The organism is Alterinioella nitratireducens, from assembly GCF_013155465.1.
Classification (GTDB): domain Bacteria; phylum Pseudomonadota; class Alphaproteobacteria; order Rhodobacterales; family Rhodobacteraceae; genus Alterinioella; species Alterinioella nitratireducens.
Window position 1 is genome coordinate 153,975 of record NZ_JABJVX010000005.1, and the last position, 26,060, is coordinate 180,034.

The 26,060-nt window shown below is 65.8% G+C and carries 24 protein-coding genes and 1 tRNA gene; 7 read left to right on the forward strand and 18 right to left on the reverse strand.

What is annotated here, in order from left to right:
* Nucleotides 1-8 precede the first annotated feature (8 nt).
* The 7 genes from HNS34_RS21005 to hemC form a co-directional block, all read right to left on the reverse strand.
* Complete coding sequence (locus HNS34_RS21005; RefSeq protein ID WP_328700510.1) at nucleotides 9-458, reverse strand: hypothetical protein; 450 nt, start codon at nucleotides 456-458, stop codon at nucleotides 9-11.
* A complete protein-coding gene (locus tag HNS34_RS10450; RefSeq protein WP_172320011.1) occupies nucleotides 458-862 on the reverse strand; it encodes a hypothetical protein in 405 nt (134 codons plus the stop codon). Before HNS34_RS10450 ends, HNS34_RS21005 begins: the two co-directional genes overlap by 1 nt.
* The gene (locus HNS34_RS10455) at nucleotides 859-2,346 is read right to left on the reverse strand and encodes an FAD-binding oxidoreductase (protein ID WP_172320012.1); all 1,488 of its coding nucleotides are present in this window, start codon (nucleotides 2,344-2,346) and stop codon (nucleotides 859-861) included. The genes HNS34_RS10450 and HNS34_RS10455 overlap by 4 nt, the downstream gene beginning before the upstream one ends.
* A gap of 141 nt (nucleotides 2,347-2,487) precedes the next feature.
* Entirely contained in the window at nucleotides 2,488-4,905 is a 2,418-nt protein-coding gene (locus HNS34_RS10460; protein WP_172320117.1) for a GcvT family protein, read from the reverse strand.
* 104 nt (nucleotides 4,906-5,009) lie between these two features.
* Complete coding sequence (locus tag HNS34_RS10465) at nucleotides 5,010-6,356, reverse strand: MmgE/PrpD family protein (protein WP_235952689.1); 1,347 nt, start codon at nucleotides 6,354-6,356, stop codon at nucleotides 5,010-5,012.
* Between the two features lie 112 nt (nucleotides 6,357-6,468).
* Nucleotides 6,469-6,545 (reverse strand) — tRNA-Met (locus HNS34_RS10470).
* 66 nt (nucleotides 6,546-6,611) lie between these two features.
* Nucleotides 6,612-7,565: a hydroxymethylbilane synthase gene (gene hemC / locus HNS34_RS10475; RefSeq protein ID WP_172320013.1), complete on the reverse strand. Its 954-nt coding sequence runs from the start codon at nucleotides 7,563-7,565 to the stop codon at nucleotides 6,612-6,614.
* A 210-nt stretch (nucleotides 7,566-7,775) separates the two neighbouring features.
* On the opposite strand from hemC, the gene hemE reads away from it, so the two are divergent.
* Nucleotides 7,776-8,804 carry a uroporphyrinogen decarboxylase gene (hemE, locus tag HNS34_RS10480; RefSeq protein WP_172320014.1) on the forward strand — a complete coding sequence of 343 codons (1,029 nt, stop codon included), beginning with the start codon at nucleotides 7,776-7,778 and terminating at the stop codon, nucleotides 8,802-8,804.
* Nucleotides 8,805-8,903: 99 nt separating this feature from the next.
* Here the strand turns inward: hemE and hemF are convergent, their stop codons facing one another.
* A complete protein-coding gene (gene hemF, locus HNS34_RS10485; RefSeq protein ID WP_172320015.1) occupies nucleotides 8,904-9,782 on the reverse strand; it encodes an oxygen-dependent coproporphyrinogen oxidase in 879 nt (292 codons plus the stop codon).
* A 282-nt stretch (nucleotides 9,783-10,064) separates the two neighbouring features.
* On the opposite strand from hemF, the gene HNS34_RS10490 reads away from it, so the two are divergent.
* Nucleotides 10,065-11,600 (forward strand): D-alanyl-D-alanine carboxypeptidase family protein, encoded by a 1,536-nt coding sequence (locus HNS34_RS10490; protein WP_328700511.1) that lies wholly within the window; start codon nucleotides 10,065-10,067, stop codon nucleotides 11,598-11,600.
* Nucleotides 11,601-11,701: 101 nt separating this feature from the next.
* On the forward strand, nucleotides 11,702-12,913 hold the full coding sequence (locus HNS34_RS10495; protein ID WP_172320016.1) for an MFS transporter: 1,212 nt from the start codon (nucleotides 11,702-11,704) through the stop codon (nucleotides 12,911-12,913).
* A 3-nt stretch (nucleotides 12,914-12,916) separates the two neighbouring features.
* Here the strand turns inward: HNS34_RS10495 and ccoS are convergent, their stop codons facing one another.
* The 4 genes from ccoS to ccoG are packed head-to-tail and all read right to left on the reverse strand — an operon-like array spanning nucleotide 12,917 to nucleotide 17,179.
* On the reverse strand, nucleotides 12,917-13,075 hold the full coding sequence (gene ccoS, locus HNS34_RS10500; protein ID WP_172320017.1) for a cbb3-type cytochrome oxidase assembly protein CcoS: 159 nt from the start codon (nucleotides 13,073-13,075) through the stop codon (nucleotides 12,917-12,919).
* An 8-nt stretch (nucleotides 13,076-13,083) separates the two neighbouring features.
* Entirely contained in the window at nucleotides 13,084-15,261 is a 2,178-nt protein-coding gene (locus HNS34_RS10505; RefSeq protein WP_172320018.1) for a heavy metal translocating P-type ATPase, read from the reverse strand.
* A 6-nt stretch (nucleotides 15,262-15,267) separates the two neighbouring features.
* The gene (locus tag HNS34_RS10510; RefSeq protein WP_172320019.1) at nucleotides 15,268-15,747 is read right to left on the reverse strand and encodes a FixH family protein; all 480 of its coding nucleotides are present in this window, start codon (nucleotides 15,745-15,747) and stop codon (nucleotides 15,268-15,270) included.
* A gap of 4 nt (nucleotides 15,748-15,751) precedes the next feature.
* Nucleotides 15,752-17,179 carry a cytochrome c oxidase accessory protein CcoG gene (gene ccoG, locus HNS34_RS10515; protein WP_172320020.1) on the reverse strand — a complete coding sequence of 476 codons (1,428 nt, stop codon included), beginning with the start codon at nucleotides 17,177-17,179 and terminating at the stop codon, nucleotides 15,752-15,754.
* A gap of 224 nt (nucleotides 17,180-17,403) precedes the next feature.
* On the opposite strand from ccoG, the gene HNS34_RS10520 reads away from it, so the two are divergent.
* A complete protein-coding gene (locus HNS34_RS10520; protein ID WP_172320021.1) occupies nucleotides 17,404-18,108 on the forward strand; it encodes a DUF2270 domain-containing protein in 705 nt (234 codons plus the stop codon).
* A gap of 22 nt (nucleotides 18,109-18,130) precedes the next feature.
* Here HNS34_RS10520 and HNS34_RS10525 read toward each other — a convergent pair whose 3' ends face one another.
* The 5 genes from HNS34_RS10525 to ccoN form a co-directional block, all read right to left on the reverse strand.
* A complete protein-coding gene (locus HNS34_RS10525) occupies nucleotides 18,131-18,559 on the reverse strand; it encodes a hypothetical protein (RefSeq protein WP_172319873.1) in 429 nt (142 codons plus the stop codon).
* 189 nt (nucleotides 18,560-18,748) lie between these two features.
* On the reverse strand, nucleotides 18,749-19,657 hold the full coding sequence (ccoP, locus tag HNS34_RS10530) for a cytochrome-c oxidase, cbb3-type subunit III (protein WP_172320022.1): 909 nt from the start codon (nucleotides 19,655-19,657) through the stop codon (nucleotides 18,749-18,751).
* Nucleotides 19,657-19,860, reverse strand: a complete 204-nt coding sequence (locus HNS34_RS10535) for a cbb3-type cytochrome c oxidase subunit 3 (protein ID WP_172320023.1) — start codon at nucleotides 19,858-19,860, stop codon at nucleotides 19,657-19,659. The genes ccoP and HNS34_RS10535 overlap by 1 nt, the downstream gene beginning before the upstream one ends.
* Nucleotides 19,861-19,873: 13 nt before the next feature.
* Nucleotides 19,874-20,701, reverse strand: coding sequence for a cytochrome-c oxidase, cbb3-type subunit II (gene ccoO, locus HNS34_RS10540; protein ID WP_172320024.1), 828 nt, complete (start codon nucleotides 20,699-20,701; stop codon nucleotides 19,874-19,876).
* A gap of 13 nt (nucleotides 20,702-20,714) precedes the next feature.
* Complete coding sequence (ccoN, locus tag HNS34_RS10545; RefSeq protein WP_172320120.1) at nucleotides 20,715-22,319, reverse strand: cytochrome-c oxidase, cbb3-type subunit I; 1,605 nt, start codon at nucleotides 22,317-22,319, stop codon at nucleotides 20,715-20,717.
* Between the two features lie 201 nt (nucleotides 22,320-22,520).
* Here ccoN and HNS34_RS10550 point away from each other — a divergent pair, with 201 nt between their 5' ends.
* Complete coding sequence (locus tag HNS34_RS10550; protein WP_172320025.1) at nucleotides 22,521-23,363, forward strand: universal stress protein; 843 nt, start codon at nucleotides 22,521-22,523, stop codon at nucleotides 23,361-23,363.
* Nucleotides 23,364-23,623: 260 nt separating this feature from the next.
* Nucleotides 23,624-23,764 carry a hypothetical protein gene (locus HNS34_RS10555; RefSeq protein ID WP_172320026.1) on the forward strand — a complete coding sequence of 47 codons (141 nt, stop codon included), beginning with the start codon at nucleotides 23,624-23,626 and terminating at the stop codon, nucleotides 23,762-23,764.
* A 27-nt stretch (nucleotides 23,765-23,791) separates the two neighbouring features.
* Here HNS34_RS10555 and fnrL read toward each other — a convergent pair whose 3' ends face one another.
* The gene (gene fnrL, locus HNS34_RS10560; protein WP_172320027.1) at nucleotides 23,792-24,541 is read right to left on the reverse strand and encodes a transcriptional regulator FnrL; all 750 of its coding nucleotides are present in this window, start codon (nucleotides 24,539-24,541) and stop codon (nucleotides 23,792-23,794) included.
* Between the two features lie 88 nt (nucleotides 24,542-24,629).
* Here fnrL and hemN point away from each other — a divergent pair, with 88 nt between their 5' ends.
* Nucleotides 24,630-25,985 (forward strand): oxygen-independent coproporphyrinogen III oxidase, encoded by a 1,356-nt coding sequence (gene hemN, locus HNS34_RS10565; protein WP_172320028.1) that lies wholly within the window; start codon nucleotides 24,630-24,632, stop codon nucleotides 25,983-25,985.
* The last annotated feature ends 75 nt before the right edge of the window (nucleotides 25,986-26,060 follow it).

Here is a 26,060-nt window from a genome sequence, read left to right on the forward strand (position 1 = left end):
GCGCGGGTCTAGCCCCTGATCCAGGTGAAGACGCGGCCCACGGTTTCCTCATAGGCGGCCTTCAGCGCGAGTTCGGCGGTGAAGCTGACGCCGATGACATAGACCATCTGGCGGGTTTCCCAATCGGTCCCGCCGTGATCCGCCGAGGCGCGCGTCAGCGAGCAGAGCGAGGACCAATAGCCGGTGATCGAGCGGAAGAACCCGTAGTCATGCGGATCGCCCTCCGAGATCACCTCGGCGTAATCGTCATAGGCATGGACGATGTGCCATTCCGGGTAGGTCATGAGGGTGCGCGATTCCAGCCGACGATGCTCGGGCGGCAGCAGCGCGGCATAGTCGGTCTCGGCAGTCTCGCCCTGGCAGGCCAGTTCAACATAGCCGACAGGGGTCAGCAAAGCGGCGAGGAGCACAGCGAGGAGCAGCACCAGCCGCTTGAGCCATCTCCAGAGAAAGCGCATCACGCCCGGTCCAGCTTCAGGCCCGCGAAGAGGGCGAAGCCGCCAAGCGCCAGATGCGGCAGGTTGGCCAGCACACGCACCAGCGTAAAGGACATCCCCGCCGAGGGGTTGGTGAAGATGCCGAGGTCGAGATAGCCGTAGCCCGTGAATAAGCCGAAGACGCCATCGCCGAGGTAGAGCGCGCCGAAGAGCAGCAGGAAGATGCGTGACGCGCGATGCGAGATCAGCCCCGCCGCCAGCGCCCAAAGCGCCGAGGCGACATGCAGCGCGTCGTCGAATATATCCAGCGCGAAGATGCCGAAGGCGAGGCCGTCCTCATCGGTCAGGCCGGGGATGTAGTTCAGCGACGCGGCGATCATGAGCGCCACGAAATAGCCGAACGCGATAATGCGGAGCGTGGTCATAGCGCCTCCAGGTAGCTGTCCCACAGGGTGTTGCGGAAGATCAATTGCGGGTCCAGCTCCCGCTTGGCCGCCGCGAACGCTTCCGCGCGGGGATAGCTTCGGGTCAGTTGGTCGATCGTGGCATGGGGCCGGTAGGGCAGGTAATAGCTGCCGCCGATCTCGACGATCCGGTCAATCAGGTTGCGCGTCATCCGGGCCATGTCGGCCTCGCCGCGCTGCGTCATCTCCTGGGAAAACGACATCACGGCGGCGATGCGGGGGGTGCGGGCATAGCTCAACACGGCTTCATCATCCTGCGCGACATGGCGCAGGGTGACGTTCAGAAACTCCTGGTAGCTGGCCGGGATCACCTCGCGGCAGGCGGTCAGGAAATCGCCGAAGCGCTCAGGCGCCACGAAATATTCATGCAGAATGTCGGTGCGGTTGTCGTCGCGGTCATCCAGCGTCACCACCGGTTCGTTGATCAGGCTGTTGCGCGTCGCGGGGCCGTCGCCCAGAGCGGGCCCGAGCGTGGTTTCCGTCCACCAGCGCAGGCGCTTCATCGGCTCATTGCCCAATTGCCAGCGGTAGATGCGGCTGGCCAGCCGCGCCATCAGGCCCGAGCCCTCGGCGGGCGGCAGGTCGGCCTGATCCTCGGTGGCGCGATAGGTGATCATCAGCGCGTCTTCGAAAAACCGGGCGCGACCGACGTTGAGGCGGCCATAGGCCATGCTCACGGCGGGCGTGGCGACGGCGTTGGTGAAGGCGGTCGAGAAGGCTTCGGCAGGCATCGTCTCGAAGGACGGCTGCAGGCGCCGGTTCGGGATCATGTCGACCTCCATGTCGATGATCGCGCCGGTCAACCCGTAGCCGCCCATCGTCAGGTTGAAGATCTCGGCGTTCTCTCTCCGCGAGCAGGTCACCAGATCCCCCGTCGGCAACACCATGCGGAAGCTGCGCACCGTCGCCCCCATCGGGCCGAAGGGAACCGGCCAGCCATGCGCGTTGACGCAGAAGGTGGCGGCAACGCCGAAATCGTTGTTCGACTGCATGACGGCGGGCGAAAACCCGATCGGGTCCAGCGCGGCGATGACCTGGGACCAGCGTGCGCCGGCATGGGCGCGATAGGTCTGCGCGGCGGTGTCGGGTTCCACCATGCCGTTATCAAACGTGATCGCATGGCCCGCGCGCGGGATCGCCTGACCGCCCATGGAATGGCGCGCGGCACCGATATTGACCGGGCGGCGATTGCTGGCAGCCTCGGTAATTTCCGCGCGTATCGCGGCGATGAGTGCCTCGCCGGGGTCCTCAGACAGGGTGATGTGGCGGTGGATCGGCGTGCGCGACAAGCCGCTGGCATCGTTGAGGAACCCGGCCTCTGCCGGCATATCCAGCCGGGCCGTGCCCTCATAGACAGGCAGGTGATGTCCGAACTGCCGCGCGCCGATCCAGCCCGCCGCACCACCCGCCCCCACCAGCAACCCGCGTCGTGTCACTTTGCCCATATGGCCCTCGCTTTGCCGGGATAAGACAGCAAGGGTGCCGTCCATACAATCCATGATTGCACGATAGGCACAGGTCCAAGGGGCCCGCGATGGCAGAATACTGGAGCCTGCCGTCGCGTCACGAGTTGACCAACGACCCCTCTATCCGCGCAGGCGGGTGCCGTCCGGGTCGAATGGCGCACCGTTCAGAATGCGCGCGCCGTGTGGCTGGCCAAGGACGGCGACATGCAGCTCCGTCCCCGGCGCGGCGTGCGCGGCCTTGACGTACCCAAGCGCCAGCGACTTGCCGACATGGTAGCCATAAGCGCCCGAACTGACCTGCCCCACCGGCGTGCCGTCGGGCAGAAAGACAGGCTCTCCGCCGCTGGCATCGGCGGTTTCGGCATCGACCTCCATCAGCACCATGATTTCACGCGGCGGGTTGTCAGCCACAGCCTCAAATGCGGCTTTGTTCAGAAACTCCTTGTCCATCTTGATGAGCCGCGCCAGCCCCGATTCCTGCGGCCAGTATTCCGGCGAATATTCCCGCCCCCACGATCCATAGCCCTTCTCGATGCGCAGCGACATCAGGGCGCGGCTGCCCACCGGACCCGCGCCGAACTCACGCCCTGCCTCGATCAGGGCCGAATAGAGCGCCACCTGATCGGCCTCGGCGCAATGCAATTCCCACCCCAGATCGCCGGTAAAGCTGACACGAATGGCAAGAACGTCGATCCCCGCCACCGCGATCCGGGCCGAGCGCATGAAGGGGAAATCCAGGTTCGCCAGCGGCGCATTGGTCAGCCGTTGCAAGAGCGCGCGAGATTGCGGCCCGGCGACGTTGAAGCCGCAAACACCTTCCGTCCGGCTTTCGAATGTCGCGCCCTCGGGCAGTGGCACCGCCTTGAAGAAGCGCTGGTGAAACCGCTCGGCCATGCCCGAGCCGATGATCCAGAATTCCTCCTCCGCCAGCTTCGTCACGGTGAAATCGCCTGCCACGCCACCGCGCTTGCCGATGAGAGGCGTCAGGCAAGAGCGGCCCACAAGGCGCGGCATCCGATTGGCGAAGACCGCGTTCAGCCAGCCTTCCGCCCCCGCCCCCCGCGCCACGTATTTGGCGAAATTGGAGATGTCGATGATCCCCGCCCCGTCGCGCAGCATCCGCGCCTCGCGGCCCACGGGCTCCCACCAGTTCTGGCGGTCGAAGCCATAGGTCTCGTGATCCGGCTCGCCCTCGGCTGCGAACCATAGCGGATGCTCCCACCCGTAATTCAGGCCGAATTGCGCGCCCATGTCCTTTTGCATCGCGTAGCCGGGCCGTGTCCGCACCGGTCGCCCCGCCGCGCGTTCCTCGTTCGGGAAATGGATCTTGAAGCGGTGCGCATATTGATCGCCCACCCGCGCCTTGGTGAAATCCTTGCCCGCCCAGGTCCCGAACCGCGCCATGTCCCAGGCGAACATGTCCAGGCTCGGCTCGCCCTCGACCATCCATTCGGCGGCCAGCTTACCCATGCCGCCGTTCTGGCTGAACCCCGGAATGATCCCGTTGCAGCAGAAATAGCCCGTCAGTTCCGGCGCGGGACCAAAGAGGACATTGCTGTCGGGCGACCAGATCATCGGGCCGTTGATCACCCGCTTGATCCCGGCCTCGCCCACGGCGGGCACCCGGTCGATGGCACGCATCATGTTCTCCTCGATCCGCTCCAGATCGTCGGCGAAAAGCTCATGCCCGAAGCCCTGCGGCGTGCCATCCTCGGCCCAGAAGCGCACATCTTTCTCGTAGGCCCCGACCAGCAGGCCCTTGCCCTCCTGCCGCAGGTAGTATTCCCCATCGCGGTCGGCGACCGAGGGCAAACGCCGGTCCATCGCGGCGATCTGCGGGATGGTTTCGGTTACGAAATATTGGTGTTCCGTGGGCAGAAGCGGCAGTTCCAGCCCCGCCATCCGCGCCACCTCGCGGCCCCAGAGACCGGCGGCATTCACCACCCAGGGCGTGCGGATGTCGCCCTTTTCCGTGCGCACGATCCAGCTGCCATCGGGCTGCTGCTCCGTGCCTGTGACCGGCGTGAAGCGGTGGATCTCGGCCCCCCGCTGCCGTGCGCCGACGGCATAGGCATTGGTCACGCCCGAGGGGTCGACATTGCCGCCATCGGGCTCATACATGATGCAGCGGATGCCATCGTAATCGACCAGCGGATGCAGCCGCTCGGCCTCATCCCGGCTGACCTCGTGAAAGTTCATGCCGTACCGGCGCGCCTTGGCCTCCTGCAACCGCAGCTGATGCTCACGCGCCTCAGTCTGCGCCAGGTAGAGCGATCCGGGCTGGAACACCCCGCAGCTTTGGCCGGTCTCCTCCTCAAGCTCCTTGTAGAGGGTCATCGTGTAATGCTGCAGACGACTGATATTGGTGCTGTCATGCAGCCCGTGGATATTCGCCGCCGCGTGCCAGGTGGAGCCTGAAGTCAGCTCATCGCGTTCCAGCAGGATCACGTCGGACCAGCCCAGTTTGGCAAGGTGATAGAGGATCGAGCAGCCGATGACGCCGCCGCCGATCACGACGGCCTGGGCATGGGTTTTGATCTCGGGCACGGGGGACGTCTCCGGGGTTTCATACATGTCAGGGTCATCATGCGTGGGTGACCGGCCCGGACTTGCCGGAAACCGACGCGGGCATGCCGGTTTTGTCACGCATCAGGGGCCGACAGCACCAGATCCATCAGCCGCGCGAACCCGACCGCATCGAGCCTGTCGAACCGGCCGCACAGATCCTCGACCTCGGCGGCGCGGGGTGCGAGGATATCGCCCGCCAGAAGGTGAAACTTGGCGCTGATCTCACCGTCGCTGAGCGGATCGTCCACGTCGCCACGCGGGGTGCGGGGCGGGGCCTCCAGCCTCTGGCCATCGGTCAGGACCAATGCCACCGCGGCCCATCTCTGCGCCACGGATCGCGCCGTCAGGTCCGGGTCGTCGATGAGCCGGGTCGCGCGGCTGAGGCGCAGGATCTCGGGGTCGCGCAGCGCCTCGGGCGTCAGTTCCTGCGGGCCGAGGCGTCCACGCGCGATGATTGCGGCAACCGGCCAGGCGATGGAATAGGCCAGGTCGTCCATGGTCTGCGGCTCATGCCCCGCCAGCCGGGTCGCATAGTGAAACGTCCGGATCTCGACCGAAGCAACCCGGTCCGCGGTCAACCCGTGCGCCGCCATCAGATCCTGCGCCGCATCCATCGCCGGATGCGCCCACCGGCAACAGGGATAGCGCTTGTAATGGGTGTGGGCGATGGTCAGCCAGTCCTCGCCCAACCCTTGCCAGAACGGCGCGGCCTCGCCCCCCTCGCAGGTCAGGGCCGGGGCGCCGGTGAACCCCTCACGCGCCAGGTAGGCCGCCGTGACGCCCGAGGGCGCGCCCCAGCCGACCCCGTCGCGCAGCATGGAGGGATGGTCAATGCAGCGCATCATCTGGCTGCGCGGCCCGTGATATTCCCCGATCCCCGCCGCGTGCCGGATCTGTCCCGCGTCACAGCCCAACATCCGCGCCACCGCAACCGCCACGCCCACGGCGGTCCAGGAGCCGGAGGTGTGGTAATCGGGGCAGGTCGCGTGCTGCACCTGGCCCGCGCGGTAGGACACCTCGTAGGCCAGGGCCAGCCAGACCGCGAAATCCGCGCCCGTGACGGGCGTGTCCATCGCATCGGCCACGGCCAGCACAGCGGGAAACACCGCCGATCCGGCATGGCCCTTGTTCGGCGTGGTGCCGTCATGCGCGTCGATACTGTCGATGGTGAAGGCCCCGGCCATTGCCGCGCCCGCAACGCCGAGGGCGCTGCCCTCCATCAAGACCCGTGCCGCGCCGCCGCTGCCCGGCCCGAACACCGCCCGCGCGCCCGCCCGCGCCGCCGCCGCCATCTGCGTGCGCGACCCGATCGCGGCCACCCCCATCGTATCCAGGAAACTGCGCCTCAGCGTCACGACAAGCGCATCGGGCAAGTCGCCATGGAGAAGGCCAGTGGCAAACTCGGGCATGGTCGATGACATCTGCAATCCCCTCTGGTTGGCGTAACCCAAGAGAAGCCCGCATCGCTGACCTGCCGCAATCCCGGAACCGACATTTCCCGGTCCATGCGTGAAGGTCGGACAAGAAGGGGGATGGTGGCGGTGCAGGGACTTGAACCCCGGACACGCGGATTATGATTCCGCTGCTCTAACCAACTGAGCTACACCGCCGAACGACGCGCTAGGTAGGACAGCGGGCACCGCGCGTCAAGGGACAAATCGCGGGCTCTTCGCGGCTCACAGGTCGAAGAACCCCTCGCCCGCCTGCGCGCGCATCTTGCGGGCCATCTCGGCCCCCGCCTCGGCCCCGTCGGCAACCGGCACGCTGACATCGTCGGTAATCACCTCGGAGCCGTCGGACCGCAGGATCTCGCCCCGCAGCCGCAGGTCTCCGCCCGCCAGCTCGGCCAGCCCCGCAATCGGCGTCTGGCACGACCCGTCCAACCCGGCCAGAAACGCCCGTTCGGCGGCCAGCCGCTGGCCGGTCTCGGCGTCGTGAATGGCCTCCAGCATCGCCGCCACGCGCGTGTCGCCTGCCCGCCGCTCGATCCCGATCGCGCCTTGCGCCACGGCAGGCAGCATGTCCTCGGGTTCCAGTGCGGCCCGCGCCACATGCACCATGTCCAGCCGCCTGAGCCCTGCCATCGCAAGGAAGGTCGCATCGGCCACGCCTTCCCCCAGCTTCCGCATCCGTGTCTGCACATTGCCGCGAAACTCGACCAGCTCCAGGTCGGGCCGCCGCGCCATCATCTGCGCCCGCCGACGCAGCGAGGAGGAGCCGACGCGCGCCCCCGCAGGCAGGGCGTCCAGCCCGCCATGGGCCAGCGAGACGAAGCCGTCGCGCACATCCTCGCGTGGCAGATAGGTGTCCAGCGCAAGCCCCCCCGGTTGCGCCACCGGCATGTCCTTCATCGAATGCACCGCGATGTCGATGCCCCCCGCCAGCAGCGCCTCCTCGATCTCCCTGGTGAAGAGGCCCTTGCCGCCGATCGTCTTCAGCGGCTGGTCGGCGTCGATCATGGCGCGGTTGTCGCCGGTGGTCTTGATCACGACGATCTCGAACGCCTCGGCGGCCAGGTCGAACGCATCGGCCAATCGACGCCGCGTCTCATGCGCCTGCGCCAGGGCCAGCGGCGATCCGCGGGTGCCGATCCTGAGCGGCGCGGAGGGGGAGGGCAAATCCTGTGTCATACCCTTCCCCTAATCCACCCATCCGCCAATCTGAAGCCCCCTCCCATCTTCTTGGCCCAAATACTCGAACCCGCGGCGGCGTCAGCCGCCGCCCCCGGTCGGCGCGCGCGCCCCGCGCGTCGAAACCGCCCATCCCCGCGCACCTCGCCTTGACTCCGGACCCCGCCCGCGAAACATCTGCCACCAGCCCACCGGAGAAGGACGATCCCGATGACCAAGACCCTTTTGCGCGCCCTTGCCGGTGAGACCCTGCCGACACCCCCCGTCTGGATGATGCGGCAAGCGGGACGTTACCTTCCCGAATACCGCGCCACGCGGGCCAAGGCGGGCGATTTCCTGTCGCTATGCTACACCCCGGACCTCGCCGCCGAGGTCACGCTGCAGCCCATTCGCCGCTACGGCTTCGACGCCTCGATCCTCTTCGCCGATATCCTGCTGATCCCGCAGGCGCTTGGCGCCGATCTGTGGTTCGTCACTGGCGAAGGCCCGCGCCTTTCTACGATCACCAGCGCAGGCGACATGGCCCATTTCAAGGGCAAGGACGACATCCACGAAACCCTCGCGCCCATTTACGAGACGATCCGCATCCTGACCCGCGAACTCCCCGCGGAAACCACGCTGATCGGCTTCGCCGGGGCCCCCTGGACGGTCGCCACCTACATGATCGCCGGGCGCGGCACGTCGGATCAGGCCCCGGCCCATGCGCTGCGCGAGGGCGACCCCGAGACCTTCGACGCCCTCATCGACCTCATCACCGGGGCCACCATAGAATACCTCTCACAGCAGGTGCAGGCCGGGGCCGAGGTGATCAAGCTCTTCGATTCCTGGGCAGGCAGCCTCAAGGGCGACGCCTTCGAGCGCTATTCCCTTCAACCGATCAAGCGCATCGTCACGGCGCTGAAATCGCGTCACCCCGGCCTGCCGGTCATCGTCTTCCCGCGCGAGGCGGGGGACAGTTACCCCGGTTTCGCCAAGGCCGTCGGGGCCGATTGCCTGGCGCTCGACACAAGCGTCGATGCCACCTGGGCCGCCGAAACGCTGCAACCCGAGACCTGCGTGCAGGGCAACCTTGACCCCAAGCTCCTGGTCACCGGGGGCCAGCCCCTGATCGACGAGGCGCAGCGCATCACCCGCGCCTTCCGGGGCGGCCCGCATGTCTTCAACCTCGGCCACGGCATCACGCCCGATGCCGACCCCGAGAATGTCCATGTCATGCTGGACGCCATCCGCAGCGCCTGACGCCGTCATCTTCTTCGTGCAAGTACCTTCGGGGGAGCGCGAGGGGGCAGACAGCCCCCTCGCATCGGTCGACGCGCGGCACGCGCGGCGATGTTCCTGTCAGACCCATTTCGCCAATGGCGGCAGGCTCATCAGCACCGCATTCGCGTCATGCCCGGTGGCCAGCCCGAACTTGGTGCCGCGATCATAGACCAGGTTGTATTCGGCATAGAGGCCGCGATGGATCAGCTGCGTGTCGCGCTCCGAGTCTCCCCAGTCCATTCCCCGCCGCGTCTCGATGATCGGCAGATAGGCCGGCAGGAAGGCACGGCCGATATCCTGGGTCAGGGCAAAATCGGCCTCCCAGTCGCCGCTGTTGCGGTCATCCATGAAGACCCCGCCGACGCCGCGCGCGCGCCCGCGATGGGGAATGAAGAAATACTCGTCTGCCCAGGCCTTCAACTCGGGATAAAGCGCCTCGCCATGCGGGGCCAGGTAGCGCGCCTGCACGGCGTGGAAATGCTCGGTATCCTCGGCATATTCGATGCAGGGGTTCAGGTCGGAGCCGCCGCCGAACCACCAGGCATGCGGGGTCCAGAACATCCGCGTATTCATGTGGACGGCGGGGCAATGCGGGTTCTGCATATGCGCCACCAGGCTGATCCCCGAGGCCCAGAAGCGCGGATCGTCTTCCATCCCCGGCACGCCGCGCGCGGCCATCGCCTTTTGCGCCGCCGCGCCCAGGTTACCATAGACGGTGGAGATATTGACGCCGACCTTCTCGAACACCCGGCCCCCGCGCATCACGCTCATCACGCCGCCACCCGCGTCCGATCCGTCCTCGGTGGCGCGGCGTGTCTCCGTCACCTCGAATCGCCCGGCGGGGGCTTCGTCCGGCTGGCTTTCCTCAAGGGCTTCAAAGGCGGTGACGATCTCGTCGCGCAATTCGGCGAACCAGGCGGCGGCGCGCGCCTTTCGGGCGTCAAACGGGTTACTCATGAGCCGGACCTCCTTCATACCAGGGCACAGAGTGCCGCAGCGCCCCGGCCCCGTCCAGTGCCGCAAGGCACAGATGTAGCGGCCACGCCGCGCGCCGGGGCCAAAATCTGCGCCTTTTCGAAATTGCCTTGAAATCGCCACATTTGGACGCCGCTTTATGATGGATTTGGCTGCGGAAATCGCCTAGGGTTTTCTCAATCGCCGCAACAGACGGCATCCCGAGGTAGACAGAGCAATTTCGTGATCCGAAGACCGCTCCTTTTCACCCTTGTTGGGGTATGTGTGCTGTTCAGCGCGCTGGTACTCGCACCGCGTGCGTCCCATGCCGCGCCCTATGCGGCGATGGTGATCGACGCGCGCACCGGCGAGGTGCTGCACAGCCGCAACGCCGACGCCCGCCTGCACCCCGCATCGCTGACCAAGATGATGACGCTCTATATCGCTTTCGAGGCGATCCGCCTGGGCGAAATCACGCTGGATACCGAGGTGACAATTTCGCGCAATGCCGCCTCCGAACCGCCCTCGCGGCTTGGCCTTCAGGCGGGCACGCGCATTCGCCTGCGCTACCTGATCCGGGCCGCCGCCGTGCGCTCGGGCAATGACGCCGCCACCGCCATCGGCGAGGCGATCTCGGGCTCCGAGGCCGCCTTTGCCCGCCGCATGAACCGCACCGCCATCGCGCTTGGCATGAACCGCACGACCTTCCGCAATGCCCATGGCCTGACCGAGAACGGGCACCTCAGCACGGCGCGCGACATGACCACGATGGGGCGGCGCCTCTTCTACGACTATCCGCAATACTATAACCTCTTTTCGCGCCGCTCGGCGGATGCGGGCATTGCCACCGTGCGCAACACCAACCGCCGCTTCCTGGATGCCTATCGTGGGGCCGACGGGATCAAGACCGGCTACACCCGCGCGGCGGGCTACAACCTTGTCGCCTCGGCCGAGCGCGGCCAGGAACGGATCATCGCCACCGTCTTCGGCGGGCGGTCGACTGCGACCCGCAATGAACGGATCATGGAACTCCTGGACATGGGCTTTGCCCGCGCGCCCTCGACGGCCACGGTGCGCCGCCCGGAACTGCCGGTCTATGATGATGATGACCGCGTCGGCAGCAGCATCCGCGCGACCGGGGCCGTCACCAGCAGCCTGCGCCCCCTGCCCCGCCCCGGCACCCAGGACGAACTGCCCGAGGTCGCGCCGGAATTGCTGGCCGCCGTCGAACATGCCGTCGAAGACGCGCTGACCGACCCGCCGACCGAGGAGGTCGCCGAGGAGATCGCCGAAAACCTGCCGACGCCCCGGCCCGACGACTTGCCCGAGGAGCCTGACATCGTGCTGGCCCGCGCCGAGGAGGCCGAGGCCCCCATCCCGACCGCGGAGGGCGCGACAGCGCCGGCCGCGCCCGAAGAACTGCTGGAGGTCGCGGAAACCCGGACCGCAGCAGAAACGCCATCGGTCATCCCGGTCCCGCGTCCCGAGATCCCTTCGGTGGACTCCGCCGAGATCGAACTGGCCGTCATCGACCCCGATCCCGAACCGCCACAACAGGAAATCGTGACCCGCGCCTCATCCACCGGCACCCGGCTCTACGGCGTCTCGCTTGGCCGCCACCCTTCCCGCAACGCCGCCGAACGCCTGCTCCTGCAGACCGCGCTGACCGAGCTGTCGACCTTTGGCGAGGCACTGCGCAACGTGGTCAACCGGCCCGGCGGCTTCGAGGCGCAGTTTGCCGGCATGAGCGAGGAGGCCGCCGAACGCGCCTGTGCCCGGCTGATGTCGCGCAACGTGACCTGCACGACCTACGGCCCGTAATCGCCATTCGCGATTGCCAAACCCAGCGCCGCGTGTAGCCTGCGCCGCAGAATGGCCGATGCCGACCCGCGCATTGGCCAGACCCGTGGGGAACGCCTGCCATGACACGCCAGCAAGACACCGCGCGCCTGAACGCCGCCATTTTCGCGGGCTGCATGGTCGCCTTCCTGGGTTTCGGCTTCGCCGCCACCTTCGGCGTCTTCCTCGCGCCGATGTCCGCCGAGCTTGGATGGGGGCGCGAGGTGTTCTCGCTCTCGGTCGCTGTGCAGGCGCTGGCCTGGGGCTTTGCGCAACCCGTCGCGGGCGCGGTGGCCGACCGCTACGGCACGGCGCGGGTGCTGGCCTTCGGGGCCGTTTGCGCAGGCGCGGGCTTTGCCCTGCGCGGGATGATCACCGATCCGACCGGTTTCGTGCTGACCGGCGTGCTGGTCGGCGCAGGCACCGGCGCGGCCTCCTTTCCCATCGTCATCGGCGCGCTTGGCAAGATCGTGACGCCCGACAGGCGCAGCTTCATCCTGGGGCTCGGCACGGCGGCGGCATCGCTTGGCATGTTCGTCTCGGCCCCCACTGCCACCTTCATGATCGGCGGCGTCGGCTGGCAACCCGCCCTCTTGCTGATCGGGGCGAGCTTTGCCCTGATCCTGCCCTTCCTCGTCTTCATCGCGCGGGTCTCTGCCCCCACGGCCTCCGGGTCTGGCGCGGGCGCCTTCGGCACCGCCATTGCCACGGCGTTCAGCGACCGCAGTTACCTGTGCCTCTTCTTCGGCTTCTTCGTCTGCGGCTTTCACGTCGCCTTCATCCAGACCCACCTGCCCGCCTATGTGATCGACGCCAATCTCGCCGCCTGGGTCGGCGGCCTGTCGCTGGCCCTGATCGGGCTGTTCAACATCGCGGGCTCGTTCCTGTCGGGCTGGTCGGGGCAGGTCTATTCCAAGAAAAAGGTGTTGAGCGGCATCTACCTGGCCCGCGCCTTGGTCATCACCGCCTTCATCCTGCTGCCACTGACCGAGGCCGGCGTCCTGATCTTCTCGGCCATCATGGGGCTTCTGTGGCTCTCGACCGTGCCGCTGACGATGGGGCTGGTCGCGCAGACGCAAGGGCTGCGGTTCCTGTCGACGCTGGCCGGGCTGGTCTTTCTCAGCCACCAGTCGGGCAGTTTCATCGGCGCATGGATGGGCGGGCGCATCTATGACCTGACGCAGGATTACACGCCGATGTGGTGGGCCGCCGTGGCGCTTGGCCTGCTGGCCGCGCTCATCCACCTGCCCATCCGCGAGGAACCGGGGCCGCTGGCCTTGGCCGAGCAGATCTGAGCCTCACTGTTTCGGATGATCGTCGTAATCGTCGCGCAGGATGCGGTTGGCATCGCCGTCAGGGTCGTCGAACTGGCCCTTTCTGAGCAGCCAGAAGAACCCCACCAGCCCAAGCGCCCCCAGGAACAGCGAGACCGGGATCAGGATGACCAGAATATCCATGACAGCCCCTATTTCAGCCGCAGCGCGTTCAGCGACACGGTAATCGAACTGGCCGACATCGCCAAGGCGGCGGCGAGCGGCGTGGCGAAGCCCGCCACCGCGAAGGGCACCGCGACGATGTTGTAGACCGTGGCAATCGAGAAGTTTTCCCGGATCCGCTTGCGCGCTTTCACGGCGGTATCAAACGCATCGGCAATCGGTGACAGGTCTTTCCCCAACAGCACCATGTCCGAGGCCACCCGCGCCGCATCCAGCGCCGAGGCGGGCGAGATCGAGACATGCGCCGCCGCCAGCGCCGCCGTATCGTTGAGCCCGTCACCGACCATCAGAACCTTCGCGCCGTCCTCGGACAGCGCCGCGATGCGCGCGGCCTTCTCGGCGGGCAGCGCCTCGGCCAAGACCTCCTCGATCCCGATCTCGTCGGCAAAGCGCCGCACGGCCCCGCGCGTATCGCCCGAGATCAGCATCACCCGCAGCCCTGCCCGTTTGAGCCCGTCCAGTGCCTCCCGTGCGCCGGGGCGGAGGCTGTCGGTGAAGGTGAGCGCGACAGGCTCCGCATCGCCGATCTGCAGGAAGGTCGCGGTGACATCGGGCGCCTCTGCCCCAACCCACGCCGCGCGCCCGAGACGAACGGGCGTCGCGTTCCACATCGCCTCGACCCCGTAGCCCGGAACCTCGCGCAACCCGTCCAGCGCCTCGGCCTCCCGCCCTGCAAGACCGGCGGCCAGGGCCTGCGCCAGCGGATGCGACGAGCCTTGCGCCAGCGCCAGTGCCACCCGTGCCTGCGCGTCCGAAAGCCCCTCCAACCCCACCGGCTGCGGAATACCGAGCGTCAGGGTGCCGGTCTTGTCGAACACCACCGTATCGACCTCGGCCAGCCGCTCCATCGCGGTGCCGTCCTTGATCAGCATGCCCTTGCGGAACAGCCTGCCCGATGCCGCCGTCGTCACCGCGGGCACGGCAAGGCCAAGCGCGCAGGGGCAGGTGATGATCAGCACGGCGGCGGCGATATTCAGCGAAATGCGCAGGTCGAACGTGTAGAGATACCAGCCGACAGCCGCCAGCGCGGCCATGATATGCACCCCCGGCGCGTAAAGCTTGGCGGCCTGATCGGCCAGCGAGGTGTAGCGGCTGCGCCCGCTTTCGGCGATGGCAACCAGGTCGGCGATGCGGTGCAGAGAGCTGTCCTTGCCCGCCGCCGTGACCTCGACCCGCAAGGGGCCGGTCAGGTTGACCTCACCCGCCGAAACGGCGCTGCCGGGGCCTGCATAGGCGGGCAGGCTTTCGCCCGTCATCAGCGCGCGGTCGATCTCGGATTTGCCCTGGGTCACGGTGCCATCGACGGGGATACGCCCGCCGGGACGCACCAGCACGACATCCCCGGGGGCCAGATCGGCGATGCCCACGGTTTCCTCGACCCCGTCCCGCAGCCGGATCGCGCGCGGCACCTCCAACGCGGCCAGTTCCTGCGCGGCAGAGCGTGCCGTGGCCCGCGTGCGGTAATCCAGGTAGCGGCCCGCCAGCAGGAAGAAGGTCAACGCTATCGCCGCGTCGAAATAGGCGTGTTCGCCCGACATGATCGTTTCATAGAGCGACGTGGCCACGGCCAGCAGGATCGCCAGCGTGATCGGCACATCCATGTTCAGCCGCCCCGCCCGAAGCGCCGACCACGCATTGACGTAGAAGGGCTGCCCGGTGAAGACGATGGCGGGCAGCACGATGGCCGCCGACACCCAATGCATCAGGTCGCGCGTCACGCCCTCGGCCCCGGACCAGACCGCGACCGACAGCAGCATCACGTTCATCATCGCAAAGCCCGCCACGGCGAGCCGCATCAGCAGGTCGCGTGCGCCCTTGTCGGCCTCGGTCGCCGCCAGAACGCCGGGGTCCAGCTCATGCGCCTCGTAGCCCGCGCGCTCCAGCACCGCGACAAGGTCACCGGCGGTGATCTCCGGCCCCGCCTCCACCGCCGCCCGTTTCAGGGTCAGGTTCACCCGCGCCGCGCGCACCCCCGCCACGCCCTCCAGCGCGCGTTCGACGCCCGAGATGCAGCCGGCACAATGGATGCCCGGCAGCGACAGCATCAGCCGCGCATCGACCGGCTTGGCGGCCAGCGCTTCCGCCGCCGGGGCGGCATTGCAGGCCGGACAGGCGGCAGGGCGGGGATGTGTGAGGCTGGCGGTCAAATCGGCCTACTCGCGGATCGTGAAGGTGATGTTGTGGCGGTAATCGGTGCCGTCGCGCGCGGTGCCCGTCAACCGCAACCGCCAGCGCCCCGGCGCGATATCGACCGGCGCGGTAAGGGCGCCGCGTTCACGGGTCAATTCCAGTTCCTGATCATCGACCCGGCTCGTGGGCCGGGTCAGGAGCGCGACAAGCTCCGCCGGGAGCGCCGGGCTGCCATCGGCCTCCAGCAGATGCAGGGTCAGGATGCCCTCCTCCACATCGACCTCGACCTCGGCGGTCCAGCCAAGCGCCTCCTGCGCCTCGCGGCGAATGTCGAAATCCTGGCTGTCGGCATAGGAGGACGAGACCTCGAGCCCCGGAAAGGTGCGCACGGCCTGGAACGCCATGAACAGGTTGACGCCGATGATCAGGCCGAAGCCCAGGACAAAGATCAGCAGCACCTTGCGGCCGGTCAGTTCGCGGGGGCGTTTTTCCTCGTCGCTCATGCCGTCACTCCCCTGTGCCGTCGAAGACTGTATCCTGGTAGGCCCTGATATCACTGATCGCATCTTCCACCCAGAACCGGAAATCCGTCCGGTCGGCCTCGGCCGCGGGATCGCCCGGCTCGGCTGTCACATAGGCGCGCAATTGCTGCGTGCTGTCGGCGGGCACGGTGACGCGATCCCCCTCGGCCCCCTCAAGGTCCAGTGCCAGGTCGGCCTCGGAGGTCAGGGTGATCTCGAACACGCGATCCTCATTGGCCATGTTGCGCAGGCGCAGGTCATAGGCGTTGCGGATCGAGCCATCGCTGAGGGTCACAAAGGTCGGGCTGCGCACCGGCTCGACCGTGATGTCGATCTCGGAGCGGATGAAGAGCAGCACCACCAGCGCGATGCCGATCGCCGACCAGAGCACGGTGTAGATGATGGTGCGGGGCCGGAAGATGTGCCGCCAGACCGATTTCGGCGGGTTGCCCGCGCGCTCATTGGTCTCGTCGGTCAGCGCCATGTAGTCGATCAGGCCCCGCGGCTTGCCGATCTTGGCCATGATGTCGTCGCAGGCGTCGATGCAGAGCGCGCAGGTGATGCACTCCATCTGCTGCCCGTCGCGGATGTCGATCCCCGCCGGGCAGACATTGACGCAGGCCATGCAGTCGATGCAGTCGCCAAGCTGGTCGGCATCCGCGCCCTTGCGATGCTTGCCGCGCGGCTCGCCCCGCCAGTCGCGATAGGCAACCGTGATCGTGTCCTCGTCCATCATCGCGGCCTGGATGCGCGGCCAGGGGCACATGTAATTGCAGATCTGCTCGCGCATGAAGCCGCCGAAAACGAATGTGGTGGCGGTCAGGATGGCGATGGTGGTGTAGGCCACCGGATGCGCGTTGAGGGTGAAGAGGTCCACCAGCAGCGTCGGCGCGTCGGTGAAATAGAACACCCAGGCCCCGCCGGTCGCCACCGCGATCAGCAGCCAGATGGTCCATTTCGTGATGCGCAGCCGCGCCTTGCGGGCGGTCCAGGGCGCTTTCAGCAGGCGAAGCTGCGCGTTGCGGTCGCCCTCGACCCACCGTTCGACATGTACGAACAGATCGGTCCAGACCGTCTGCGGGCAGGCATAGCCGCACCAGACCCGACCAAGCGCCGAGGTGAACAGGAACAGGCCGAGCCCCGCCATGATCAGCAAGCCCGCGACGAAATAGAACTCATGCGGCCAGATCTCGATCCAGAAGAAGAAAAAGCGCCGGTTGGCCAGGTCGATCAGCACCGCCTGGTCGGGCAATGACGGGCCGCGATCCCAGCGGATCCAGGGCGTCAGGTAATAGATGCCCAGGGTCACCACCATGATGATCCATTTCAGGTTACGGAACGGGCCCTTGACGCGCTTGGGAAAGATCGGCTCGCGGGCCGCATAGAGGCTTTGGGGCTGGTCACTGGAACTCATGCGCGGGGGACGCTCCTTGGGAGACGGGATCGGGGCTATTGTCGCTTCTAGGCAGCACCACGTCACGCAGCCTTGACCCAGATCAAACCCGCACCCGCATGGCGCAACTGTCAGACAGGCCGAAACTAGACCTCCTCTGCACCGAATTCCAGCCGCGCGAAGGTTTTGTCGCAGGGGGGCGTTCTGTGCCAAGGTGGGGCACGCGACGAACAGGATGAAGCGATATGGACGACACCCAGGGCAGGCCCGAGAAACGCAACCCCGACAGCGCGCAGGAATTCACCGCCGCCGAGATCGGCGCCATCGCGCATCTCTATCGCGGCGAGATCTATCGCAGCACGATCTGGCGCACGCGGCTGGACACGACGACGAACTGGGCCGTGGTGACGCTTGGCGTGGCGCTCTCGATCTCCTTCGCAACGCCCGAGGCGTCGCCCCTGCCGCTCTTGCTGGTCGGTATCCTGATGCTGCTGTTCCTGGCGCTGGAGGCGCGGCGCTATCGCTATTTCAACGTCTGGCGGGCGCGCTCGCGCTGGCTGGAGACGCATTTCTACGCGCCGATGCTGCGCGATGGCGGCGATCTGCACACGGAAGAGAACTGGCAGGCGATCCTGGCCGAGGATTACCTGCGGCCGCAATACCACATCGGGTTCATCACTTCGATGGCGCGGCGCGTACGGCGCAACTATGTCTGGATCCTGCTGATCCAGGCCGTTGCCTATGTCGGCAAGCTGATGATCCACCCGATGCAGGCGCAGAGCTTTCAGCAATTCGTCGACCGGGCCGATATCGGGCCGGTACCCGGCATCATCGTGCTGCTGATCGGCGTGATCTATTGCGGCACATTGGCGGCGCTGGCGATCTGGGTGTCCCTGACCGACCGCAAGAAGGTGCGCCTGCGCGGCGAAAAGGGCGGGCAGATGGGATAGGCGCTGCGCCGCCCTTTCCCGGTCAGGACGGGGCCGCGACCAGGCCGCGCGCGATGGCCTCGTCCCGCGCGATGAAGAACTCGTCGTGATAGGTGTCATAGGGATGACCCGATCCCGCCGGGTAGGAGGCGTATTGCTCCATGTTGTTCATATGCGCCAGCAATTGCGCGTCGTCGAACCCGGCCATCCAAGAGGAATAGCTGTCATAGATGCCGGGATTGCTGGCGTCCCATTGCTGGCGTGCCCAGGCAACGCCGAAGCTGGTTTCGATTTCATAATCGGTCATGACGCCGGATGTGTCGCCCGAGACATCCTCGACCCCGGCGGACACCACCGCCGTTGTCGCCACGCCAAGCCCGACAAGTCCAGCGGTCAACACGACCCAGTCCACCGTGACGGCGCCTGCATCGTCGGCCAGAAAGCGGGCCAGCTTGGTATCAAGAGTATTCATTGCGCGTTTCCTAGATTGATCCGACGGCGACACTGGCCAACGAAAACGTCGGGGACAGGTCTGAATCTAGACGATTTTAGTTTTTTTGAGGTAAGGTGATGCCGGTTCTGTAGGAAACGCGCGAACAGGACCAGAACCGGCATCTACCGGTGGCCCGCGCGAACGGGCCACCGGGTCTCTTGTCGGGGACTACTCCCCGCCGCCCCGCGAGTGGACGTATATCGACACCGAGCGAAGCTCGGCTTCCGACAGGCGGCCCGCGGACGAGGCTTCCGCCGACCAGGGCGGCATGACCCCGAAGCGGGAATTGCGCACGGTATATTCCAGCGCCTCTTCATCGCCGCCATAAAGCCAGATCGCATCGGTCAGGTTGGGCGCGCCCAGGGCCCTTTCTCCGGTGCCGTTTTCCATGTGGCACGCGGAGCAGTTGTTCAGGTAGACCTCTTCGCCGGCAGCGGCCAGCTCCGCCTCATATTCCTGCCCCGAGATGTTACGGACATATTGCACCACCTGGGTGACTTCCTCGTCACTCAGGACGTCGCCGAACGCGGGCATTTCCGACCAGCGCGCATCGGGATCGTCCTCGTTGCGGATACCGTGGCTGATCGTGTAGTAGATCTCGTCCAGCGAGCCGCCCCAGAGCCAGTTGTCATCCAGAAGGTTGGGATACCCCACCGCGCCCGCCGCGTTCGAGCCATGGCACTGCGCGCACCAGGTGCGGAAGATCGCGCCGCCGCCCTGCACCGCGAAGTTGTAGAGGTCGGGATTCTCGTCCGGCGTGATCGCGGCCAGCTCGACCTCCTCGATGCGCGCCCGGATCGGGTCGTTCATCGCGTCGAACTCGGCGATTTCCTCGGCCACCTCGGCGCGGCTCGAATACCCCAGCAGACCGGTCGTAGCGCCGTTGATCAGCGGCCAGGCCGGATAGGCGATGGTATAGGCGACGCCCCAGAAGATGGTCAGGTAGAACGTCCAGAGCCACCAGCGCGGCATCGGGTTGTCGAACTCCTTGATCCCGTCCCAGACATGGCCCGTGGTGCGGGGATCGCCCTCCTGCAATTGTTGTTCTTCAGGGTCGGGGATGTGCTTGTCGGTCATTACCGCGCCTCCGTCTTTTGGCTGGCCGCGGGCGACCTTGCAGGCTTGTCGTCATGGCGGAAGGGGATGTTGGCCGTGTCCTTGTAGAGCCGCCCGCTGCCGGGACGCAGCACAAACAGGATCACGATTATGAACACCGTAAACATGAACAGCAGACCCCAGCTTCCTGCAAAGACCCGCATGATGGTGTAGGTATCTTCCATCTGAATCGCTCCTCTATCGGCTCTCGTCTGGCGTGAAAGTCGAAAAATCGACCAGCGTGCCCAACATCTGAAGATACGCGATCAGCGCGTCCATTTCGGTGACCTCGGGGTTGCCGTCGAAATCGCGCTGCTGCGCGTTTGGATAGCGTTCGACCACCGCGTCATCGCCGAAATCGGTGGCCTGCTGAACAAAGTCATAGGCTGCCTGATCAATCATTTCGTCGGTATATGGCACCCCGACGATGCGGTGAGTCTCCATCAGATCGGCAATATAGGTGGGGTCAATCTCGGTCTCGGCAAGATAGCCATAGGACGGCATCACCGATTCCGGCACCACCGATTGCGGATCGGTCATGTGATCGACATGCCACTCATCGGAATATCGCCCGCCGACCCGGGCCAGGTCCGGCCCGGTGCGTTTCGATCCCCATTGGAACGGGTGATCATACATCGATTCCGCCGCAAGGCTGTAGGGGCCATAGCGTTCAACCTCGTCCCGCAGCGGGCGGATCATCTGGCTGTGGCAGACATAGCAGCCCTCGCGGATGTAGATCTCGCGCCCCTGCAGCTCCAGCGGGGAATAGGGGCGCATGCCTTCCACGTCCTCGATCGTGTTCTCAAGGTAGAAGAGCGGTGCGATCTCCACGGCCCCGCCAATGGTCACAACCGCAAAGCTGAGCGCCAGGAGAAGGGTCGCGTTGCGCTCGATCTTGCCATGCTTGTTCAGGAACCAGCTTTGATGCGGCAACTCGTTCGGGATCTCCTCGGGGATGTCCGAGACGGTCGAGACATTGGGGTCGCGCTCGGGGTCGAGGATCTTGTCGTTGTCGTCAGTGGCCATATCTCGACCCTCCTTATTCTGCCGGGGCCGCGGCGCGGGCGGGTGCAGCAGCAACGCCTTTGCGTACGGTCATCCAAAGGTTGTAGGCCATGATCAGACCGCCAGCCAGGAACATCAGGCCACCCAGGCCACGCACCACATACATCGGGAACTTGGCCGCCACGGTGTCGGCGAAGGAGTTCACGAGGAAGCCCTGCGCATCCACTTCGCGCCACATCAGCCCCTCCATGATGCCGGTCACCCACATGGAGGCCGCGTAGAGAACGATGCCGATCGTCGCCAGCCAGTAATGCCACGAGACCAGGCGCAGGCTGTAGAGACGCTCACGGCTCCACAGTTTCGGGAACAGGTAGTAGAGCATCCCGAAAGTGATCATGCCGTTCCAGCCCAGGGCCCCCGAATGCACGTGGCCAATGGTCCAGTCGGTATAATGCGACAGGCTGTTGACCGAGCGGATCGACATCATCGGACCCTCGAAGGTGGACATGCCGTAGAACGCGACCGAGGTGACCATCATCCGCAAGACCGGGTCGGTGCGCAGCTTGTCCCAGGCCCCCGACAGCGTCATCAACCCGTTGATCATGCCACCCCAGGAGGGCATCCACAGCACGACAGAGAACACCATACCCAGCGTCTGCGCCCAATCGGGCAGCGCGGTATAGTGCAGATGGTGCGGACCCGCCCAGATATAGAGGAAGATCAGCGCCCAGAAATGGATGATGCTGAGCTTGTAGCTGTAGACCGGACGCTCGGCCTGTTTAGGAATGAAATAGTACATCATGCCCAGGAAGCCCGCGGTCAACAAGAAGCCGACGGCGTTATGGCCATACCACCACTGGGTCATGGCACTCTGCACACCGGCCATGACCTGCACCGACCGCGACCCGAAGATCGACACCGGTACCGACATGTTGTTGATGACATGCAGCATCGCCACGGTGACGATGAAGGACAGAAGGAACCAGTTGGCGACGTAGATATGCGGCTCTTTCCGCTTGATCAGCGTGCCCATGAAGACAGCCAGGAATGCGACCCAGACGATGGTCAGCCAAATATCGACGTACCACTCCGGTTCCGCGTATTCCAGGCCCTGTGTGATCCCCATGAGATACCCGGTGGCGGCCAGCACAATGAAGAACTGGTAGCCCCACAAGACGAACCAGACCAGGCCGCCGCCCCAGAGCCGCGCCGCCGTCGTGCGCTGAACAATATAGAATGAGGCCGTGATCAGCGCGTTGCCGGCAAAGGCGAAGATCACCGCCGAGGTGTGCAGGGGCCGCAGCCGTCCGAAATTCAGATAGCCTTGCGCCCATTCGAAATTGAGCTGCGGATAGGCCAGCTGAAACGCGATGAACGTGCCGACCAGAAAGCCGACAACGCCCCAGAACGCGGTCAGGATGGCGCCCCATCTCACGGGCCCATCCATGTATTCGGTTTGCAGCACCGCCGCGGGTACCGGCTCATCCGTGCGGCGCAACTGCCACAGAAACAGGCCCGCCGCGGTGATCATCACGATGATGGCATGCACCATATAGCCCACGTCGCGCGCGTAATTGGCCGCGATCGCGGCGCTGATCACAACCAGGCCGAGGATCAAAAGCTTCACATAATCCAGCATGGATCGTCCCTTCATCTACCCCCGGTTGCGACTCGAAAGCCTTCCGGAGTGTTCCGTATGATCTCAAATCGCGTTTTAGGTCGATGGAGACCTTGATCCATGTCAAATTGCCGGAAAGGATAGGGTTGATGCAAGTCAAAGCAGCACGGGCGGTAGGGCTCTAGTCTGCCGCCGACACCCAGGAAACAAAGGAGCGCCGCCATGGGTTACAAGAGCATTCTGACGATCCTGACCGACATCGACGATGTGGCCCCGGTGCTTGAGGCAACGCTGCCCTTCGCGCGCAGCCAGGGCGCGCATCTGGACGTGCTGTGCCTGGGCATCGACCGGACGCAGACGGGCTATTACTTCGCCGGGGCGACCGCCATCATCCACGAGGAAACGCAGAGCCAATCGCGCGATCACGCCAAGGCGCTGGAGGACGCGGTGCGCGACCGCCTCGGCCGGACCGAGATCACCTGGGCGGTCGAGGCGCTGGTGGCGCAAAGCGCGATGGTCTCGGGCCTGGTGGCCCACCGGGCGCAGTTTTCCGACCTCGTGATGCTGCCCAAACCCTATGGCGAGGGGCGCGCCTCGGATGCGCCGGTGATCGTCGAGGCGGCGATGTTCCAGGGCTCGGCCCCGGTGATGGTGCTGCCCGGCAATGACAGGCTGCCCTCGGACAAACCCACCCGCGCCGTGGTGGCCTGGAACGAAAGCGCCGAGGCGCTCGTGGCGGCGCGCCGCGCCCTGCCGCTTCTGATCGCCGCGGATTGCGTCGAGATCCTGATCATCGACCCGCCGCGCCACGATACCGGGGCCGCCGATCCCGGCGCGGAACTGTCGAAGATGCTGTCGCGCCACGGTGCCCGGGTCGAGGTCTCGGTCATCGCCTGCACGATGCCGCGCATTTCCGACATGATCGAACGCCACGTCCGCGACAAGGATGCGGATCTGCTGGTGATGGGGGCCTATGGTCATTCCCGCCTGCGGGAGGCCATATTGGGCGGGGCGACGCGCAACCTACTGGAACAGGCCAGCGTGCCGGTCCTGATGGCGCGTTAAGCCCTTTGGTAGAGTAACGAGTGCCGCAGGCGCGTAGGGGATCCCCTCGCGCCTGTTTTCGTATCCGGCACGGGACTGCCGCCGTCTCTTCTCCGAATCACCCTGCACCCGCCCCGATTTCCGCATGATTTCATGGGATCTTTCTGGCATGGGGCCACGGCTCCACGACATTGTTCCGGATACACTCTTGCATAAGTGTATTTTTTACACTAAAGTGAGTCGCAGAGATCAGAAACGCATTGCCCCAAAGGACCAAGCCCATGTTCTGCACCGCCCATCACACCCCCCGCCCGATCCCGGCCCAGGCCGAGCTGCAACGCCCCGCCGACCGCCGCATCAACGCCGCACCGACAACGCGCAAGGCCCCCCGCCAGGTCTTTACCGACTGGGCCAGCATTTAAGGGTTTTCAGACAGTTCCGACCTTGTTTCAGGTCACCAGCCCGCCATCGGTGTCATCGCCGGTCTCCGCCATCAAACGATGGAAATCGGGCACCACGACATGGCGCTTGCCCTGCAATTCGATCACGCCATCGCGCTTCAGTGCCGACATCTGCCGGCTCACCGTTTCCAGCGTCAGACCCAGGTAATCGGCCATCGCCTCACGCGTCAGTGGCAGGTCGAATGCAACCTCCGCCTTAAGGGGAACGACATTCGCCGTGGTCCCGCGCCGCGCTATGATGGTCAGGAAACTCGCGATCTTCTCCCGCGCCGTCTTGCGCCCCAGAAGCAGCATCCATTCCCGCGCCGCGTCCAGCTCGTCCAGCGTCATTTCAAGCAGGCGCTGGCTGACATGCGGCGTGTCCTCCATCAGCTTGAGGAACGGCTTGCGCCGGAAACAGCACAGCACCACGTCGGTCGAGGCCGTCACGTCATAGGTCACGCTGTCGCGCGACGGGCGGCCCAGGAAATCGCTCGGCAACAGAAGGCCCACCATCTGGCGGCGGCCATCCTCCATGGTCTGGGTCAGGGCCGCGACCCCGCTGACCACCGACCCCACGAAATCCATCTGATCGCCGGACCAGACGATGGTCTGCCCGGCCTCGAACGTGCGGTAATACTTGATCGCGTCCAGCTGCTCCAGCTCATCGGCTTCGCAGCGGGCACAGACCGCCCGATGCCGAATCGGGCAATTGGAACAATCTTGCAGCAGGGGTGCGGCAAGCGCGGCTTTGGGCATGGGAAAACTCCCCGGTTTTATGCGACCGAAGTGATGGTCTTGATCTCGATCAATTACAGGAACATAGGCACAGCCTAAGGCTATCTGAATGGATAACCTTGCGCAACTTCGCGCGCTTGGTCTCTTTGAGGCCAAAGTGCCACGCTATACAAGCTACCCGCCGGCCAACAAGTTCTCGAACGACGTGCAGGCCCAAGGGTTTAGCGACTGGATTGCCGCGATTCGGCCAGGCTCGCCCGTCTCGCTCTATCTGCATGTGCCGTTCTGCCGCAGACTCTGCTGGTTCTGCGCCTGCCGCACGCAAGGCGTCAATTCCGACGACCCCGTTCTGGCCTATGTCGCCACCCTGAAACAGGAGATCGCCCAGGTCGGCGCGCTCCTGCCCGAGGGCGTCGAGGTTGCGCGCCTGCATTGGGGCGGCGGCACGCCCACCCTCCTCGGCCCCGAGGCCACCACCGACCTCGCCAATGCCGTCCGCCAGCATTTCACCATGAGCGATGACGCCGAGTTCTCGGTCGAGATCGACCCGAACGAGATCGACGAGGCGCGGCTCGACGCGCTCGCCGCCGCCGGCATGACCCGTGCCTCGATCGGGGTGCAGGATTTCGACCCCGAGATCCAGAAGACCATCGGCCGGATCCAGAGCTACGAGATCACCCGCGACGCGGTGGAAGGGCTTCGCGCGCGCGGCGTCCACTCGCTCAACGCCGACATCCTCTTCGGCCTGCCGCATCAGACCCGCGAGAAGATCGCCGACAGCGTGCAGAAACTGCTCTCGCTCAACCCCGATCGGGTGGCGCTCTACGGCTACGCGCATGTGCCCTGGATGGCCAAGCGCCAGCAGTTGATCCCGACCGACGCCCTGCCGACGCCGCAGGAACGGCTGGACTTGTTCGAGACCGCCGCGCGGCTCTTCTCCTGGGACGGCTATACCCAGATCGGCATCGACCATTTCGCCCGTGCGGGCGACAGCCTGGCACAGGCCGCCCGCACCGGTCATCTGCGGCGCAATTTCCAGGGCTATACGGATGATACCTGCGAGGTGCTGATCGGCCTCGGCGCCTCCTCGATCTCGCGCTTTCCACAGGGCTTCGCGCAGAACGCCCCCGCGACCATGACCTACCAGAAGGCGGTGCGCGCGGGCCAGCTCGCTACCGGGCGCGGCCATGTCTTCAAGGGCGAGGACCGGCTGCGCGCCCGCCTGATCGAGGCGCTGATGTGCGATTTCCGCATCGACAGCCACGAGATCCTCGGCGCGGACCTGACCACGCCCGAGCATCTCGAAACCCTCTACGCCAGCGCCGCCGCCGCCTTCCCCGAGATGGTCCATCATGACGCCTCGGGCTTCGAGATCCTGCCCCCCGGCCGCCCCCTCGCCCGCCTCATCGCGCGCGCCTTCGACGCCTACGAGATGCAGGCCAGCAGCCACAGCTCGGCCATCTAACCCCGCCCCTTCATCTTCTTGGTCCAAATACTCGAATAGCACCGGTCCCGCCCCGCGCCACACCGGCAGACCACA

Excerpts from the sequence above, each read along its gene's own strand:
- ccoO (WP_172320024.1), bottom strand. The coding sequence starts at position 20,701 with ATGGCCACTGACGACAACGACAAGATCCTCGACCCCGAGCGCGACCCC.
- HNS34_RS10450 (WP_172320011.1), bottom strand. The coding sequence starts at position 862 with ATGACCACGCTCCGCATTATCGCGTTCGGCTATTTCGTGGCGCTCATG.
- hemF (WP_172320015.1), bottom strand. The coding sequence starts at position 9,782 with ATGAGTAACCCGTTTGACGCCCGAAAGGCGCGCGCCGCCGCCTGGTTC.
- HNS34_RS10510 (WP_172320019.1), bottom strand. The coding sequence starts at position 15,747 with ATGAGCGACGAGGAAAAACGCCCCCGCGAACTGACCGGCCGCAAGGTG.
- HNS34_RS10495 (WP_172320016.1), top strand. The coding sequence starts at position 11,702 with ATGACACGCCAGCAAGACACCGCGCGCCTGAACGCCGCCATTTTCGCG.
- HNS34_RS10525 (WP_172319873.1), bottom strand. The coding sequence starts at position 18,559 with ATGAATACTCTTGATACCAAGCTGGCCCGCTTTCTGGCCGACGATGCA.
- HNS34_RS21005 (WP_328700510.1), bottom strand. The coding sequence starts at position 458 with ATGCGCTTTCTCTGGAGATGGCTCAAGCGGCTGGTGCTGCTCCTCGCT.
- HNS34_RS10455 (WP_172320012.1), bottom strand. The coding sequence starts at position 2,346 with ATGGGCAAAGTGACACGACGCGGGTTGCTGGTGGGGGCGGGTGGTGCG.
- HNS34_RS10465 (WP_235952689.1), bottom strand. The coding sequence starts at position 6,356 with ATGTCATCGACCATGCCCGAGTTTGCCACTGGCCTTCTCCATGGCGAC.
- HNS34_RS10550 (WP_172320025.1), top strand. The coding sequence starts at position 22,521 with ATGGGTTACAAGAGCATTCTGACGATCCTGACCGACATCGACGATGTG.
- hemE (WP_172320014.1), top strand. The coding sequence starts at position 7,776 with ATGACCAAGACCCTTTTGCGCGCCCTTGCCGGTGAGACCCTGCCGACA.
- ccoP (WP_172320022.1), bottom strand. The coding sequence starts at position 19,657 with ATGACCGACAAGCACATCCCCGACCCTGAAGAACAACAATTGCAGGAG.
- ccoG (WP_172320020.1), bottom strand. The coding sequence starts at position 17,179 with ATGAGTTCCAGTGACCAGCCCCAAAGCCTCTATGCGGCCCGCGAGCCG.
- fnrL (WP_172320027.1), bottom strand. The coding sequence starts at position 24,541 with ATGCCCAAAGCCGCGCTTGCCGCACCCCTGCTGCAAGATTGTTCCAAT.
- ccoN (WP_172320120.1), bottom strand. The coding sequence starts at position 22,319 with ATGCTGGATTATGTGAAGCTTTTGATCCTCGGCCTGGTTGTGATCAGC.
- HNS34_RS10535 (WP_172320023.1), bottom strand. The coding sequence starts at position 19,860 with ATGGAAGATACCTACACCATCATGCGGGTCTTTGCAGGAAGCTGGGGT.
- HNS34_RS10520 (WP_172320021.1), top strand. The coding sequence starts at position 17,404 with ATGGACGACACCCAGGGCAGGCCCGAGAAACGCAACCCCGACAGCGCG.
- HNS34_RS10555 (WP_172320026.1), top strand. The coding sequence starts at position 23,624 with ATGTTCTGCACCGCCCATCACACCCCCCGCCCGATCCCGGCCCAGGCC.
- ccoS (WP_172320017.1), bottom strand. The coding sequence starts at position 13,075 with ATGGATATTCTGGTCATCCTGATCCCGGTCTCGCTGTTCCTGGGGGCG.
- hemC (WP_172320013.1), bottom strand. The coding sequence starts at position 7,565 with ATGACACAGGATTTGCCCTCCCCCTCCGCGCCGCTCAGGATCGGCACC.
- hemN (WP_172320028.1), top strand. The coding sequence starts at position 24,630 with ATGGATAACCTTGCGCAACTTCGCGCGCTTGGTCTCTTTGAGGCCAAA.